This window comes from Pseudomonas palleroniana (assembly GCF_003031675.1).
Taxonomy (GTDB): domain Bacteria; phylum Pseudomonadota; class Gammaproteobacteria; order Pseudomonadales; family Pseudomonadaceae; genus Aquipseudomonas; species Aquipseudomonas palleroniana.
The window spans coordinates 23149-38100 of sequence record NZ_PYWX01000025.1 but is presented as its reverse complement, the minus strand read 5'-3'; the positions used below and the strand labels follow the sequence as shown (position 1 = coordinate 38100).

10 protein-coding genes are annotated in these 14952 nt (G+C 56.7%); 6 read left to right on the top strand and 4 right to left on the bottom strand.

Going from position 1 to position 14952, the window contains the following annotated elements; translation table 11 throughout:
• Positions 1-127 precede the first annotated feature (127 nt).
• A complete protein-coding gene (locus tag C9383_RS07695; RefSeq protein WP_090366245.1) occupies positions 128-820 on the bottom strand; it encodes a pseudouridine synthase in 693 nt (230 codons plus the stop codon).
• A complete protein-coding gene (locus tag C9383_RS07690; protein ID WP_090366243.1) occupies positions 820-1032 on the bottom strand; it encodes a cysteine-rich CWC family protein in 213 nt (70 codons plus the stop codon). The genes C9383_RS07695 and C9383_RS07690 overlap by 1 nt, the downstream gene beginning before the upstream one ends.
• A gap of 277 nt (positions 1033-1309) precedes the next feature.
• On the opposite strand from C9383_RS07690, the gene C9383_RS07685 reads away from it, so the two are divergent.
• Positions 1310-1663 carry a hypothetical protein gene (locus tag C9383_RS07685; protein WP_090366242.1) on the top strand — a complete coding sequence of 118 codons (354 nt, stop codon included), beginning with the start codon at positions 1310-1312 and terminating at the stop codon, positions 1661-1663.
• Positions 1664-1808: 145 nt separating this feature from the next.
• Entirely contained in the window at positions 1809-2249 is a 441-nt protein-coding gene (locus C9383_RS07680; RefSeq protein ID WP_090366240.1) for a DUF3757 domain-containing protein, read from the top strand.
• 10 nt (positions 2250-2259) lie between these two features.
• On the opposite strand, the gene C9383_RS07675 is transcribed toward C9383_RS07680, so the two are convergent.
• Positions 2260-3372 carry an enoyl-CoA hydratase/isomerase family protein gene (locus tag C9383_RS07675; protein ID WP_090366238.1) on the bottom strand — a complete coding sequence of 371 codons (1113 nt, stop codon included), beginning with the start codon at positions 3370-3372 and terminating at the stop codon, positions 2260-2262.
• A gap of 135 nt (positions 3373-3507) precedes the next feature.
• Here C9383_RS07675 and ung point away from each other — a divergent pair, with 135 nt between their 5' ends.
• The 4 genes from ung to C9383_RS07655 all read left to right on the top strand — a co-directional run bounded on the left by ung (position 3508) and on the right by C9383_RS07655 (position 11151).
• The gene (gene ung / locus C9383_RS07670; protein ID WP_090366237.1) at positions 3508-4200 is read left to right on the top strand and encodes a uracil-DNA glycosylase; all 693 of its coding nucleotides are present in this window, start codon (positions 3508-3510) and stop codon (positions 4198-4200) included.
• Positions 4201-4430: 230 nt separating this feature from the next.
• Positions 4431-6521 carry a hypothetical protein gene (locus C9383_RS07665; RefSeq protein WP_107338860.1) on the top strand — a complete coding sequence of 697 codons (2091 nt, stop codon included), beginning with the start codon at positions 4431-4433 and terminating at the stop codon, positions 6519-6521.
• A 216-nt stretch (positions 6522-6737) separates the two neighbouring features.
• On the top strand, positions 6738-8663 hold the full coding sequence (locus tag C9383_RS07660; RefSeq protein WP_090366235.1) for a hypothetical protein: 1926 nt from the start codon (positions 6738-6740) through the stop codon (positions 8661-8663).
• Positions 8664-8862: 199 nt separating this feature from the next.
• Complete coding sequence (locus C9383_RS07655) at positions 8863-11151, top strand: autotransporter outer membrane beta-barrel domain-containing protein (RefSeq protein ID WP_090366234.1); 2289 nt, start codon at positions 8863-8865, stop codon at positions 11149-11151.
• A 77-nt stretch (positions 11152-11228) separates the two neighbouring features.
• On the opposite strand, the gene C9383_RS07650 is transcribed toward C9383_RS07655, so the two are convergent.
• Positions 11229-14825: a YncE family protein gene (locus C9383_RS07650; protein ID WP_090366232.1), complete on the bottom strand. Its 3597-nt coding sequence runs from the start codon at positions 14823-14825 to the stop codon at positions 11229-11231.
• Between the last annotated feature and the right edge of the window lie 127 nt (positions 14826-14952).

Genomic DNA, 14952 nt, shown 5'->3' with positions numbered 1-14952 from the left:
AAAGTGTTTCTTGGAGGTTATAGGCGACTCGTCAGTCATATTTTGGCTGACGGTGTGATTCAAGCACCTGACCCCGGAAGTCGCAAGCCACAGAAATGGGTTTTTGCCACTACCGGCCGAACGGTCGTCATATCTGTCGGATTTCATCCGCAGTCAGCGCGCGATACTGGCCCGGCTCGAGGGCTGCATCCAACGCCAGCGGGCCCATTCGCTCGCGATGCAGGCCGATCACCTTGTTATTGAAGTGCCCGAACATGCGCTTGACCTGATGGTAACGGCCTTCAATGATGCTCAAGCGTGCGGTTCTGGGGCCCAGCAGTGCCAATTCGGCCGGTTGGGTGGTGAGGTCTTCAAACGCAAAATACAGGCCCGCAGCGAAGGTCGCCGCGTATTCCGGGCCAATGTCCTGCTCGGTCTGCACCAGGTAGACCTTGGGCAGTTTGGTCTGCGGTTGCGTGAGGCGGCGCGACCATTGGCCGTCGTTGGTGATCAGCACCAGGCCGGTGGTGTTGAAATCCAGGCGGCCGGCAATGTGCAACTCCTCTTTGTCCGGCTCATCCAGTAGATCCAGCACAGTGCGGTGTTGTGGGTCGGCCGTGGCGCTTACGCAACCCTGGGGTTTGTGCAGCATGAAGTAGCGCGCCGGTTTGCCGGCCTGCAGCACATCGTCGTCAACGCACACGCGGCTGAAGGCCCGCACCTCGTGATGCGGGTCGCTGACCGCTACGCCATCGACCGACACCCGCCGTTCAACCAGCAACAGGCGGACTTGCTTGCGATTGAACCGCGGCAGGTTACTGAGGAAACGATCAACCCGCATTACGTCGGCCCGTTGCCACGCAACTGCTCATCGACCTGGGCACAGCGCGGGCACAGGCAGGCCTGGTTGCGCAATTCGTCAGGCAGGGCCTGGAGGACTGCCGGGTCGATGGTGACGCTGTAACACCAGCACGCCTGGTCGACCGTGCGCGGGTCAGCCAGGGAGCAGTCGTTGCGGGCGCCGCAGGCAGGGCAAAGGGTGGGTGTGGTCATGGGTAGGTTCGGGCTGGGTCGGGCGAGTTTCCGGAGAGTTCCCGGTGTGCCTTGTACGATACAGGGCCGACCCTGCTCAGGCTACTGAGTGCCGCAACTGACCAAGTCGCCCGCCGGATCAAATGACTGAATCGATACCGGCTGCGCGGGTGTATCAAGTTGTTGCGAAAACGCACCAGATTCCGTTTTTGATGTCAGATGTTTCGTCATTCAGTGAAAGCTGAATGCCGCGCTCCAGCGTCGCTGGAGGTGCTCTCTCGCGGTCCAGGAGGCCGCCATGTATCGACGACTGCTGCTCACTGCTTTACTCGGCCTGACCTTGTCAGCTTGCGTGCCTTACTACGAGGGAGGCGGCACCTACTACCGCTCCGAAGTCTACACCGCACCGGCTCCGGCCTATTACTACGGCGGCCCTGCCTATTACGGGCGCGGCTACTACGCGCCGGCACCGCGCTATTACTCAGCGCCGCGGTACTACTCGGCACCCCGGTATTATCAGCCGTCACCGCGCTATTACCCACGGCCCGGCTACCGACCCTATCAAAATCAGGACTGGGGCAGCCGTTGGGGTAACGGCGGCGGTCACGGGCGCGGCTCCGATCATGGCGGCGGGCGCGGCGGGCATCGCTGACGAGCGGAAGAAACGGCGCATGAGGCGCCGTTTTTTTATACCTGGCGTTTATAAGTACTGTCAGAATTAACAGCTATATTTTGGGGCCAAACTATATTTCACTGCACAAAAGCCGTTGTGCTTGTCCAGTGGAGCGACTCGTCGAATGAACCTCCCTCTATTCAAACAGCTGGTGGCCCTGTGCATCTTGATGCTCAGCGCGATCGCCCAAGTGCAGGCTGAGCAAGGCTGCCCCTATCCCTCCGCGATCCGTTACATCGACGGGCATTTCAGAACCGTGGACAAGCAACTGCTGTGGCAGAGCCCAAAGGTCGACAGCCGCGACTTTATCGACCTGTTTATCGGCGCAATCTTCATGCCGGGCAGCGGGCAAGAGCGGGAAGACGGCTACATGGACAAATGTCTCTACCGCAGCGGTAGCGGTAACCTGGTTGCCATGAGACCGGCCCTGGGAGACCTTGTCACCAACATGTCGTTGACCAGTACTTCGCATTGGGAGCCTGGCGAAGCTCCTTTCGAACAACAGGTTTTTCTGTGTCAGGACAGCCAGCCCGACAACTGCGCGTTCAGGGTCAACGGTCGGTAGGCATGAGCTGTCAGTAGTCGGACAAATCCGCCAGCGGGTGGCGACCTTCCCAGGCTTTGTTGAAATGCGCCTGGACTACCGCGTCCGGGATCGTGTCGATATCCGGCCAGTGCCAGTGGGGCGCCTGGTCCTTGTCGATCAAACGTGCGCGCACGCCTTCGGCAAACTCGGGGTGACGGCAGCAATTGAGGCTCAAGGTGTACTCCACCTGGAACACCTGGGCCAGTGACAGATGACGGGCGCGCCGCAGATGCTCCCACAGCAGATGCGCGGTCAGCGGGCAACCGTCGCTGAGGGTTTTGCCGGCGCGGCTCAACAGCGGGTCGGTGTGCTCGCGCAGCTGGCTCAGGGCGCGCCAGGCACAACGTACGTCACCCACGTCCAGCCACTCGTCGATCTGCGCACGACGCGGTAGCCATTGTGCTGCGGGTTGCTGGCCAAGCGCTTCCTGGCTCAGGGCCTTGAGCAAGCTGTTGAGCTGTTTCGCGGTCTGCTCCTGCCAGTTCAGGCGCAGCAGGCCCTCGATCAGCGCCTCTTGTTGGTCATCGCGCAGGAAACGGTCGGCCAGGCCCAGGTCCAGGGCATCTCGAGCGTTGATCGGCGCGCCGGTAAGGCCGAGGAACACACCCAACTTGCCGGGCAGGCGCGAGAGAAACCAGCCGGCGCCCACGTCCGGGTACAGGCCGATGCTGATTTCGGGCATACCCAGGCGGCTGCTGGGCGTCACGATGCGCACCGCCGCGCTTTGCAGCAACCCCATGCCGCCGCCGAGCACGTAACCGTGGCCCCAACAGATCAGTGGCTTGGGATAGGTGTGCAGGCGATAGTCGAGACGATATTCGGCGGCAAAAAACTGCGCCGCCAGGCCGGGCACCGTGCCGGGATGTTCACGACAAGCCTGGGCCAGGCTGCGTACTTCGCCACCGGCGCAAAAGGCTTTGGCGCCGTTGCCGCGCAGCAGCACGCAGACGATATGCGGGTCTTTGGCCCACGCCTCCAGGCGTTCGCTCAGGCCCAGGATCATCGGCAAGGACAGGGCGTTGAGGGATTTTTCCGCGTCCAGGCTGGCGATGCCGAGACGGGCACCGTCGCTGCAGGTCAGCTCTTCGAAGTGCAGGTTCATCGTGACCTCAATCGATAGGTTGGAAGATCAGTATGATCGCTGGGTAGGAAAGTGCCGGTGGTGTGTCAGATCAATTGACAAGCGGAGTGGGCTTTCCTAGGGTTCGCTTCATTCTTTTGACAAGACACGTGCACGATGACCGACGGCGACCGTATCAAACTCGAACCCAGCTGGAAACACGCCCTGCGCGACGAATTCGAACAGCCCTACATGGCCCAGTTGCGCGAGTTCCTGCGTCAGGAACATGCGGCCGGCAAAGAGATCTACCCGCCAGGCCCGCTGATTTTCAATGCGCTCAATTCCACGCCGCTGGACCAGGTCAAGGTGGTGATCCTGGGCCAAGACCCGTACCACGGCCCCGGCCAGGCCCATGGCCTGTGCTTCTCGGTACAACCGGGCGTGCCGACGCCGCCGTCGCTGGTCAATATCTATAAAGAGCTCAAGCGCGACCTGAACATCGACATCCCCAACCACGGCTGCCTGCAAAGCTGGGCCGACCAGGGCGTGCTGCTGCTCAACACCACCATGACCGTCGAGCGCGCCAATGCCAACGCCCATGCGGGCAAGGGCTGGCAGTTCTTTACCGATCGGATTATCGAAGTGGTCAGCCAGCACCAGCCGCACCTGGTGTTCCTGCTGTGGGGCGCGCACGCCCAGAGCAAGCAGAAGCTGATCGATGCCACCAAGCATCTGGTGCTGACCTCGGTGCATCCCTCGCCGTTGTCGGCGTATCGCGGGTTCCTGGGGTGCGGGCACTTCAGCCGTGCCAACAAGTTTCTTGAGCAGAATGGCGAGACGCCGATTGATTGGCGGGTGCCGTTGGTCTGAATCACTGGGGCGGTGCAACGCCGCTCCGGCCTTTGTAACTTGTTGTTTTATCAATAGTTGGCAATGGGGCTCAACTTGGTGGAGGGCTTCGGTGCCCGCCGTTACCTGTTAGTTCTGACAGTATCCCCCCTCAGCAGAAAGGCATTAACTAATCTTCCCGACCACAGGATCTGGCAAGCAGCAGGTCATGGTCGACGGTGGCTCATTGCTAATTGCCCAGGAGACTAGACATGCCAAAATCCAATGGACACGACTCCACGCTCACCAGCACCAAAGTCCTTGGCGTTAATATGCTTGATGCACCGGACGTACCCGATGCATTACCGCTCATGCCAGACGACAACGGTCATAAAATCCCAGTGCCCTTTCAAAGTACGGGGTTGCGGGTTTTGGTGCCTGTTCTATGGGGCGGAAGTACCTTTCTGCAGCCGGGAGATATAACTGGTGTGCGTTGGTATTGGAACAACGCCACTGTTCCGTTTGATACCAAGTTCCTGGAATATCCCTATGACGAGAACGATCTTCCCGACGCCGATGGCTTTGTCCCCTCTCATTTTATGGACGCTCCCGGCCTGCATGACGTGTACTACCGAGTGACCTTGAGAGAGTCCAGTGGAAACCCCTCCGAACCTTCTTTCGTAACAGTGCTGGACAGTGACAAGGTCGGGCCCAATCAGGGGCAACGAGGTCCGCGTCTTCGTTTTCCGCCGGAGGTCGAAGCAAACGGTGTCGACGACCCCTATCTGGATGACCCTGCCAACAACGGCGGGGTGGTGGCAACGATCGTCTCCCCCACTGTACCTGCCTGGTTGGATATGCGACTGGGCGATAAGGTCGAGACTTATATCGCGCTTTTACCTTCGGTACGTTCGCCGCGCAAACATGACCGACGACAGGGCATCGTTGCCACTACCGAAATCACTCAGGCACACAAAAACGGAGCACCGGTAACAGTGTTTCTTCCAGGGGATCTCCTGCGTGGCCTGCAGACGGGTAAGGAATATAACGTTTTTTATTTTCTTACTGATCGCTCTGGTCGTGAGTCCGGGCCATCTTTCATTGCCCCCTTGTTTATCAACCTGGTAACTACACCTACTGACCTACGCCCGGTGCAACTGCCGCAGTTGGAGGATGGGCTCATAAACCTGGCCGACGCCCGTCAACCGGGGGGGGTGTATATGAACATCCTTGAGGTGGTCGGCTCCATCGCCGGGGATATTTTGCAGCCCTTTTGGGACCTGATTGCCCTGGACCCAATCGTAATTGCTGATGTTCAGGTCTGGCCCATCCGTGTCCCCATTCCTTATTCACTTCTTGCAAGCGGTGGCTACGAGTTCACGCCGGGGGTTGTCCGGGCAGACTACACCTGGCAGCGCGGCACGTCGCCAACACGGCCGTCGCAACCACGCTTCGTGCCGGTCGACCTCACGGTTTTCGGGGCGGTAAGCCCTGACAATCCGGATCCGATCAACGCCTTGCTGGGCAGGGTCACCGTCAAGGGGAGAGACGGTGACAACCTGTTGACGATCAATGATGTGGGTCTACCTGTGCGGGTCGTAGCGCCGTTGCCGGACGGGCCTGTGGTAGGGCACATCCTGGAGTTGATGATAGATACCCACCCTTCACCCGTTGCGACTTATCCCGTGCAGCAAGGAGATGTCGCCGGTCAGGAAGTCGAGTTTTTGGTCGACTGGGATATTGTCGAATTGATCGTCGGCTCCGGCGGTGTCATTCCTTTCTTCTATTGGACTTTCAACGGGGTCAACCGCCAGCGCGCGCCTGATACGGCGGTGCTCGTCAATGTCATCCCTATCGTCGGGCTGAAAAACCTTGTGTACGTTGGGGTCAACTATGGGCCAGGGCCTGATTCTGGCTTTATCAGTTGCCCACTGCGACCTTGGGTAAATGGTGCGGGGGTCTTGATTCCCGGGGATGAAGACAGACTGGAGGCGGGGGATGAGGTCCGTCTGGAATGGGCAAGCTATGCGAACCCCAATGGTCATCCCAGTGGCGTGATGCCAGAAACCATAGCGACCTTTTCACATGTGTTGACTGCCGATGAGGCCCGCAATGGGTATGAGTTCAGGGTTCCGTTCGATCCCTTCATTCGTAATCCGGGGTTGGTGAAACCGCCCCAAGGGCAGACCAACCCTCGGCACGGCTCTGCCGTTGCGCGCTACCAGGTCATCAAGCCGGCGGGAGGGGGTATGGGCTATTCCCGCCCCGCGCTGGTCTTCATCACGTTGATCCGACCTGGTGGTGCAGAACCTTGCCTGTCGGATGACATTAAAACGCTTCGTCAGGATGAAAGGCTCGCCTGATTTATTCAAGGGTTCAGTGAAGTGAGCGAGTGGTGAGTACTGTCAAGTTTGACAGTTATGCGTCGCCCAAAAATGCTCTCTAATGAACGAGACATCAACGAGTTTGTAGAACCAGACAAGGTGATGGTTGGTTGTTTGTTTAAGCAATTACACCGGGTGTGTCATGCAGTCGTTTTATGCCCGGACAGATACTTATTCGTATGAGGAGTTTGAATCATGTCCAGTAAGCCCCATGAACCTGCTGTCAAATCAGAAAGCCCCCTGGAGGATTGGGAAGATCCGCCAGATAATCCCTCGCTTCAACCCGCGCCGCAGATCCCCGGTTTATTGCCTGCTATTGTCGGAGATACTCACCGCAATATCGTGACCCGTACGATGCAATTGGAAGGGATTCAGCTGAGTATTACGCCATGGCCACGAGGGATCCTGGAACAGTTCGAAACACTCACAATATTTGTGAATGACAGGGCAGTCTACATTGACACCTACGAGACGGCCGTGGCACTTCCAAACCCGGTTATCGTGGACCTCGGGCCTAAATCATTGTTGCAGGTCCACGGTATCAAAGACATTCGAGTGCATGTGCGCAATGCCAGCGGTAATGATATTAACTACAATCTCATCCGGGTTTACGTGGATGCGCAGGATCCTAATTACGGTGCTCAACCTGCCAGGATCCAGTTCGAAGATTATGGTTCGCAACTGACTCCCGCTTTTCTAGTAGGTAAAACCGGCCTGGGATTCACCATCCCCACCCCGGCGGACCGTCGTGGTGGCGATACCTATAGTGTGTATGTCGGGACTTCCGTCACTGCCATCGAAGATGCTGTGCCGCCGACAGGAGCTATCGACGGCATCATTCCAACGGCGGTGATCCTGGAAAAGCCAGGTGAAATCGAGGTGACTTACAATCTGACGGACCGTGCCTTTAACACTACGAATCTTTCTCTTCCGAGCTATGTACGGGTCAGCCTTAACGAGCCACCGGTATTCGGCCTGATTTCGGTGCTGGAAGGCCCGTTGGTGGATAAGGAGGAGGCCCGTAACGGTGTGACGATACGCCTGCAAGGTCTGACCGGCCACTTGCCCAGTGACAGGCTGGTGGTGATGTGGGAGGGGGCAGAGGTCTATAACCAACCGATTGGCATGGGCACTTTCCCACTGGATATCCCCGTCGGCTTTGCGCCCATCGCTATACCAGGGGAGTTTTACGATGCGAATATCGCACTTGTTATAAATCGCCTGGACGGTTCAACCTTCCCTGCGACGATTGTACAAACAGAAGTTGACCTACGAGAACCTGGGGTCTCAAACCCTGGCGAAGGGCCTGTAGACCCTGCCATTGCCGCGCCTGCGCTCACCGGTGGTGGGCCGCTGCCCAGCCCTCCCAACCGTCTCTCCGAGAAAGACCGCGGCTTTGATGCAACGGTCAGTTTCCCGTTACCAACCGGTTTGGTTGTGGGCGTTTTCATTGATTTCGTCTATTCAGGCAACGTTGTCGCCACTTACCCAGTGACGGGCTCGGAAGGTGCTGGTTTCCTGGTACCCTTTACCGTCGCTTGGGCCGATATCGATGCCGTGGGCAACGGTACCATTGATACCTACTGCATCATCCGCAATGCGGTCAATTACAAGCATTCGGTGCATCAAGATGTGATCGTGGAGATCTTCAATCTATCGGGTCTGGGGCTGGCTATTTTCGACAAGGCTCAACCCATTACAGGCAACCCGAACTTCAGCTATTTCATCAATTGCGATCACGTGCCCTGGGAGTCTGTTCCTATCAGGATTCTGGACCCAGGAACGCTCGAAATTGACGACAAGGTCACGGTTGAAGCGGTCAGGTATGCTTTCGCAACGCCCGTCGGTATGCCTGTCGGAAACCCCATTGTGAGTCCTGAATTCACCCTCACCAGCTCCGATGTCAACAATGGTTTGATCGTGCCGATGCACCTGAAAGCCTGGTTCGAGGACTTCACGGGGACTCAAGCTCGAGGTTACATCGGTATACGTTGGAAACTCTTGCGACCTTCGACTGGCGATCGAGGCCAATCCGATGAGGTGAGGGCTGCCTGGGATCTGCTTTCCACTGGCTCGCCGCCCACCTGTGTTCCCGGGGCAACACGTCGCGGTACGCTTTGATTAGTACGGCCCCGCCTGTCTCTGTGAGGCAGGTGGGGCCGTTTTTTATCCACTGACCTGTCGTCGCTACAGACGCGTCATTAAGGAAAGTCCTACACGCTTAGGGAAATCAGATCATTAGTCTCTGCGCCGTGAAAACGGAAACCTATTCGATACGGGGTCCGGGTTCGAACTGGTATTTATTCTGAGGCTACATGACATGACTTCCATTACTGCTCTTCCGTTTCGTTATTCGCGTTTATCGTCCTTCGTCAAACTGATGGCGATTGCGCCACTGTACCTGTTAAGCGAACAGGCGCTTTCAGCTATCGTAGTCGACGGTAACGTCGGTAGCGGCAAACTAGACGTCTACTCTGGAACAGGCGCCACCGACTACATTGCTAGAAACGGTGCGACGCTGAATGTTCATACCGGCGCAACGGTTAAAGAAATCAGCGCCACCGACGGATCAGCGCTGACCTTGACAGGCGCCAACGTGACGTCCGTCCATGGCTCCCAGGCGGCGATTGCGCTCAGCAATTCAAATGCAGTGATCTCTGGTATGCGTATTACCAGCTACACGAACGGTGGCTTGAACGTGGCTCGCGAGGCGAGTTCGACCACAGGTTCGCATGCCCAGGTCAACGACAGCGAGATCACGGGGGCGACCTACGGCGCCAACGTCACGGCCCACAGCCTGTTGGAGTTGCACAACACGTCGCTGACGGGCCAAAGCCAGCAGGGCCTGAGGTTGCTCAGTGGTTCGGCGATCGCGACAGGCAGTGAAATTACCGGCGCTACTACGGGTGTCGTCATGACGCTTGATAGTGCTACTGCGACTCAAGTGCCTCAGTTGACCCTGGATGGTTCGCGGGTTGTCGGGCTCAACGGTCCGGCGATCAGTGTGCTGGGGCCCGTAACGGCTGAAATCGACGTTAAAAATGGCTCCACCTTGCAGGGGCAGAACGGCAACATGCTGGAGCTTGCCAATGGTGGTTCGGCTAACATGCGCGTCAACAACAGCGCCCTGGCCGGCAACATCCAAGTGGGCGCGGGCAGCGCCCTGGACCTGAACCTTGACCACGCCGTTATGAATGGCGATGTGATCAACAACGGCGGCACCGCCAGCGTGGGCTTGAACAATGGCGCGGTACTCACCGGCCGCCTGGAGAACGTCGACAAACTGGCGATCAACAGCGACGCTACCTGGGTGATGGTCGACAACCAACAGGTGGGCGACCTGTCGTTGAGCGGCGGTAACGTCAAGTTCGGTGACACCGGCACGTTCTACCAGTTGGATGTGGCCAACCTGTCGGGCAATGGCACCTTCATCATGAGTGCGGACTTCTCCACCCTGACCGGCGACTTCCTCAATGTCACCGGCACGTCCTCGGGTGACCACAAGCTGTTGATCGCCAGCAGCGGGGCCGACCCGTTGAGTGAAGACCGCCTGCACGTGGTGCACACCGAAGATGGCGGCGCGAAGTTCAGCCTCGTGGGGGATCGCGTGGATGTCGGTACTTACTCCTACAGCCTGGTTGAGGACAACGAAGGCAAGGACTGGTTGCTGGACCCGGGCAGCAAGGTCATCAGCCCAAGCACCAACTCCGTGCTGGCCTTGGCCAACGCGGCGCCGAGCGCACTGTATGGTGAAATGACCAACCTGCGTACGCGCATGGGTGAGTTGCGTCACAGCGATGGCAAGTCGAGCGGGCTGTGGAGCCGTGCGTACGGCAACAAGTTCGAAGTGGACAACCGCAATAAAGGAGTGCAGTACAACCAGAACCAACGCGGTTTCACCCTGGGTGCGGACACACCACTGTCGGGCGGCGATGGCCAATGGCTGGCCGGCTTCCTGGCGGGTCACAGCACGTCGGACCTGGACCTGGGCCGTGGCAGCAAAGCCACCGTCAACAGCTACTACGCCGGTGCCTACGCCACTTGGCTGGACGCTGAAAGCGGCTTCTACTTCGATGGCGTGCTCAAGTTCAACCGTTTGCACAACGAGTCCAACGTGGCCATGAGCGACGGTAAAAAAGCCAAGGGCAACTACACGCAGAACGCGGTTACCGCTTCGGCGGAAGTGGGCCGGCACATCAAGCTGGACGATGGCTTCTTCGTTGAACCTTACGGTCAACTGAACACCGCAATCATCCAGAGCCAAAGCTATGAGCTGGACAACGGCCTGCAAGCCAAAGGCCCGCGTACCGCTTCGGTGGTGGGCAAGGCCGGTGTGACCGCCGGGCGTGATATCCAGCTGGACGGTGGCAGCGTGCTGCAGCCGTACCTGCGTACCGCGGTTGCCCATGAGTTCAACCAGAGCAACAAAGTCTCGGTGAACGGCAACAGCTTCAACAACGACCTGTCGGGTACCCGGGTTGAAATGGCGGCGGGCGTGGCAATGGCCGTGTCGAAGAACTGGAAGGTGCATGCCGATGTGGAACGCAGCATGGGCAAGAACATTGACCAGCCTTGGGGGGTGAATGTGGGGGTGCGTTACGATTTCTAAGGGTGTGAGCGTTTAGCGTGAAGTATGAAAAAGCCCCGTATTGGTTAATACGGGGCTTTTTTTTGGGTGTTGATTAATTAAGTACGGATGACTGAAATGACCTCAGCCGCATAGTTGATGACGTAGACACGCTTGCCATCAGGTGAAGCCAGAACGTCGGTAGGGGCATTGAACTCGCTTAGTTTATATAGCTCTTTCGGTGAGTCGGTGCTGGTGTCAATAACGGTAACTGTATGCTGCAGACTATCAGCCACATACGCCAGGTTAAGAGTAGGGTGGCAGGCTACGCCATATGCTTTTGCAAAGCCTGTCAGTTCGCCAGCAATTGTGTTCAATGACGTATTAAGGAAACCGACCGTAGTGTCTGTTGTGTAACAGGCCCTTGGACGGCTACCGTGAAAAGATATTGCCCTGGGTTTTCCACCAAGGTCGGGCGTGTTATTTAGGAATGTGTCGCCATTTGGGTCAAATCTAAGAAAGTAATTGGCTCCTATGGTTTGCGTTTGGACATATATTTGTTCTCTTTTTAAATCTGCAAATATGGTGTGCGGGCGATGCGCAATACTGATGCGTTTCCTTAGGTTGTACGGCTCTACATTGTATACATCAAATGCATTTTGGCCGATGGATACGTATACTTTTGTGTTGTCGGCGTTTGCAAGTAATCCCTCAGGCCAATGACTTTGGTAGCTAGTAAAGCTACCAAGAAAAGCGTTGCCAATGGTGCTGTAAATAAATACTTGTGAAACTACTTGGCTCGAGGTTCTGCTGATATAAACTCGAGTTCCATCTTTGCTAACGCTGACACCGTAACAGCCTGGAGTAGCTAGAGTAGTCTCTACTTTTTGAGTCTGAGTATTGATGACCGTGGTTGTGCTGGAAAGGATGTTCGTGACATATAGCTTATTGCTGTCGGGCGTGATTGCCATTAGCTGCGGGCCTTTACCCACAGGAATGGTGCCAATGATTTCCGCTTGACCTGCAATGCTATAACTCACCGGCTTAAGCGCAATCGCCGTATCCTTGTTACCCGTCCCATCCATCGAAACACGCGCTTTAACCTCCAGCACATCATTCGCGAGTAATTTTTGCACATAAGCTGCGGGGATCAAATCCGTTGTCTTCCTGGCGATAAATTCGGCGGCACTGACTTGTGTCCCCGTACGCAAGGCAAGATTTGTAGAACTCTCCAGGTCAATAAAAACCTGCTGAGCTTGAGCGAAGTATGCCCATGCATCTATCTGGACATGGTTGCCTTCACTCTTGACGATGCGATTATCTTGCGCTTCGGGAATGCTCAGTAAATCTAGCTCATCTTGCGTATATTCGCTGACACTCAAAGTCAGTTCTTCCGACTTGGTGGTTTTGCCATCCTCAAGCAAGTTGTAGTACAGGGTGCACGTTCCGCCGAAGTAGGCCGCGACAAACCTGTTCGGTACCGTAAAACTTACATAGTTGGTACCTGGCTCAGGCCGGGCGGGTTTCATTGCTATGTCGGGCTGGCCGATGCCGTTGGGTATCCCGATAATGAACAATTTAATATCCGCAGTGGGTGGGAATTTATCCGAGATCACCCTGATAGTTACGACGGGTGGGGACTCTGTATGCCGAGGGTTGAGTTCAGCAGTATTGTCACCTGTCTTGGTGGCCTCCAACACGATAGGCGGCGCGAGTTCCAGTTTGGCGCCGACTTTCATTTGCACCTCATGGGAGAACCGCGTCGGTTCGTTATCACGTGTGCGCCTGTAGTAAATCCGCATGATGTTATTGGGGATGATGTATTGGCGCAGCAAGGTGAACGGTATCGTTCTGCCCACCCATGCCCCTGTCACCAGGAAGTCCTGCACGGCCGGAGTGCCGCCTGCGGTGTCCCCCTCGCAGTGCAGATGAATAGTGTCATTCGCCTGGATATCAGGGTCGGGCGACACTTGTATATTGGCATTGCCCAGCGATTTTTCAGGATCAAATTGATAGAGCGGTCCAGGTGCTTGCAGTATCACTACCTCCTTCAGGGTTGCCGCCGGTTCGCCGACGGCGTACGTCACGTCCGGGGAGGTGCGGGTTTCAGAGCCGTCGGCACTGGTCACACGGCAATAGAGACGTAGCGTTCCCCCTTCAAGTTTTGCAATAGGACCGTCAGGGCCGTTAGGTATGAAGAACAGGATATTGTCAGTGCCGGCGACTTCATCAACTTCCTGATAGAAGTTATTGCCATTAGCACGCGTGCCCACCATCACCAGAGTCACCAGGTCGTGAGCACCCTGACCGGGGTATTTGTACAGTTCAGCATTAAAAAACAATGTTTGCGGATCGAGAATACCGCCGTTGGCTTCAATGATATGGGGAGCGAGGAGCCCACCGGGGAGTGCGGTGCCGATCACCTGCAAAATACTGCTATCGGAGCCACGATCCGGCACCCCTGGGCGAATACGTTGATACGTCAATTGCAACTTGCCGCCGATCAGCGCCTGCACCACTTCATTGGCGAGTCGGATACTGATTTGAAGTACCGTGGTGGAGGTCAGCGGGGCAGAGTCGTGGTAAGTAATGATGGGTGTACCATCCTGGGCGCGACCATTGATGCGTGCACGAATCACGTCACCCACGGCATATTGATGATTGCGCACGAACACGCGGATGGTTGCGTCCGCGCCATTGAGGCTGTCATGGTCGAGCACGCCTTCCGGGTTTTCTTCGTCGATATAGGCGGCGATCAATAAAGGTTCACTGCCGTCATTTATCTGAACGATCAGCACAAACGAAGGTGACCAACCATCGGAAGCGTTTCCGACCTCATCGATGATTTGGTATTCACACACATGGGACCCACTACCCACCGTTGCCCAGAACCCGGCATGCAGGATGATCGTGATGGGGTCTCTACCGGCTGCTTCACCTTCCGTCACGGTGTATACGAAGATGTGCCCACCGATGCTCAGGCGAATCCGGTCCCTTGCGGCCCGGTAGGTCCTGGGTGATTGAGTGTCGTTAACAGGGTAAAAAGGAATAGTGAAAGGCACGCCGTTGTTGGCGGCGTCCTGCGTCACCCCGTATTCGCGGATGTCCGGTGGGACTTCAATCGCAGGCAAATTTGCGTTGTAGGATTGACCTGGGTTCGGGTTGATACCAGCGGGTCTGACCGTATCAACCTTCAATCTGAGTTTCGGGGTTTCTTCCTGGCCACCTCCTACGCGAGTGAGCCGCATAAAGACGGGATCGGCGGGGCCATCAGGCAAACGGGTGCGATTTATGTACAGCGGAATGATTCTCGCGGCGTCGACGTCATCCTGAGTCACAATGTGTCTCGCCACTGGAACCACGAGGTCGTTACAAAATACCTCGATGAAATCCAGCGCGGCCATACCCAGGTAAGGCAGCAAGGCGCACAACAAGCCCTTTTCGAGATTGACCTCCAGTGCCGCCAGGTTGATACCGCCATCGTACTCAACCACTTTTTGGGTAAGACCGGGAATATAGAGCGGCAAGTTGTGAAATGGCATGCTCGAGAAGCTGCTGGCGGTCACCGGATCATCACTGTCCAGCGCCGGTACAAAGTAGTTCGGGTTCAGGTCCGGCTGAGTCGGGTCAGTGCTGCTTGCGGGGGCTGGGCGCGTAGGGTACAGCGCCGGCAGTTGATCGGAGGTGTCGGCGGGGCTATCAATGAGTTGGTTCATGAACGACGTCCTTTGCAAAATGAAAGAGACGCTTCGAGCCCCGAATGCCAAGGTGCCTGGGCGAAGTCGCAGTACTCATTTGACATCCGGTTGTAAACGCAGGCTAGCTGTGAGAAATGACAGTGCC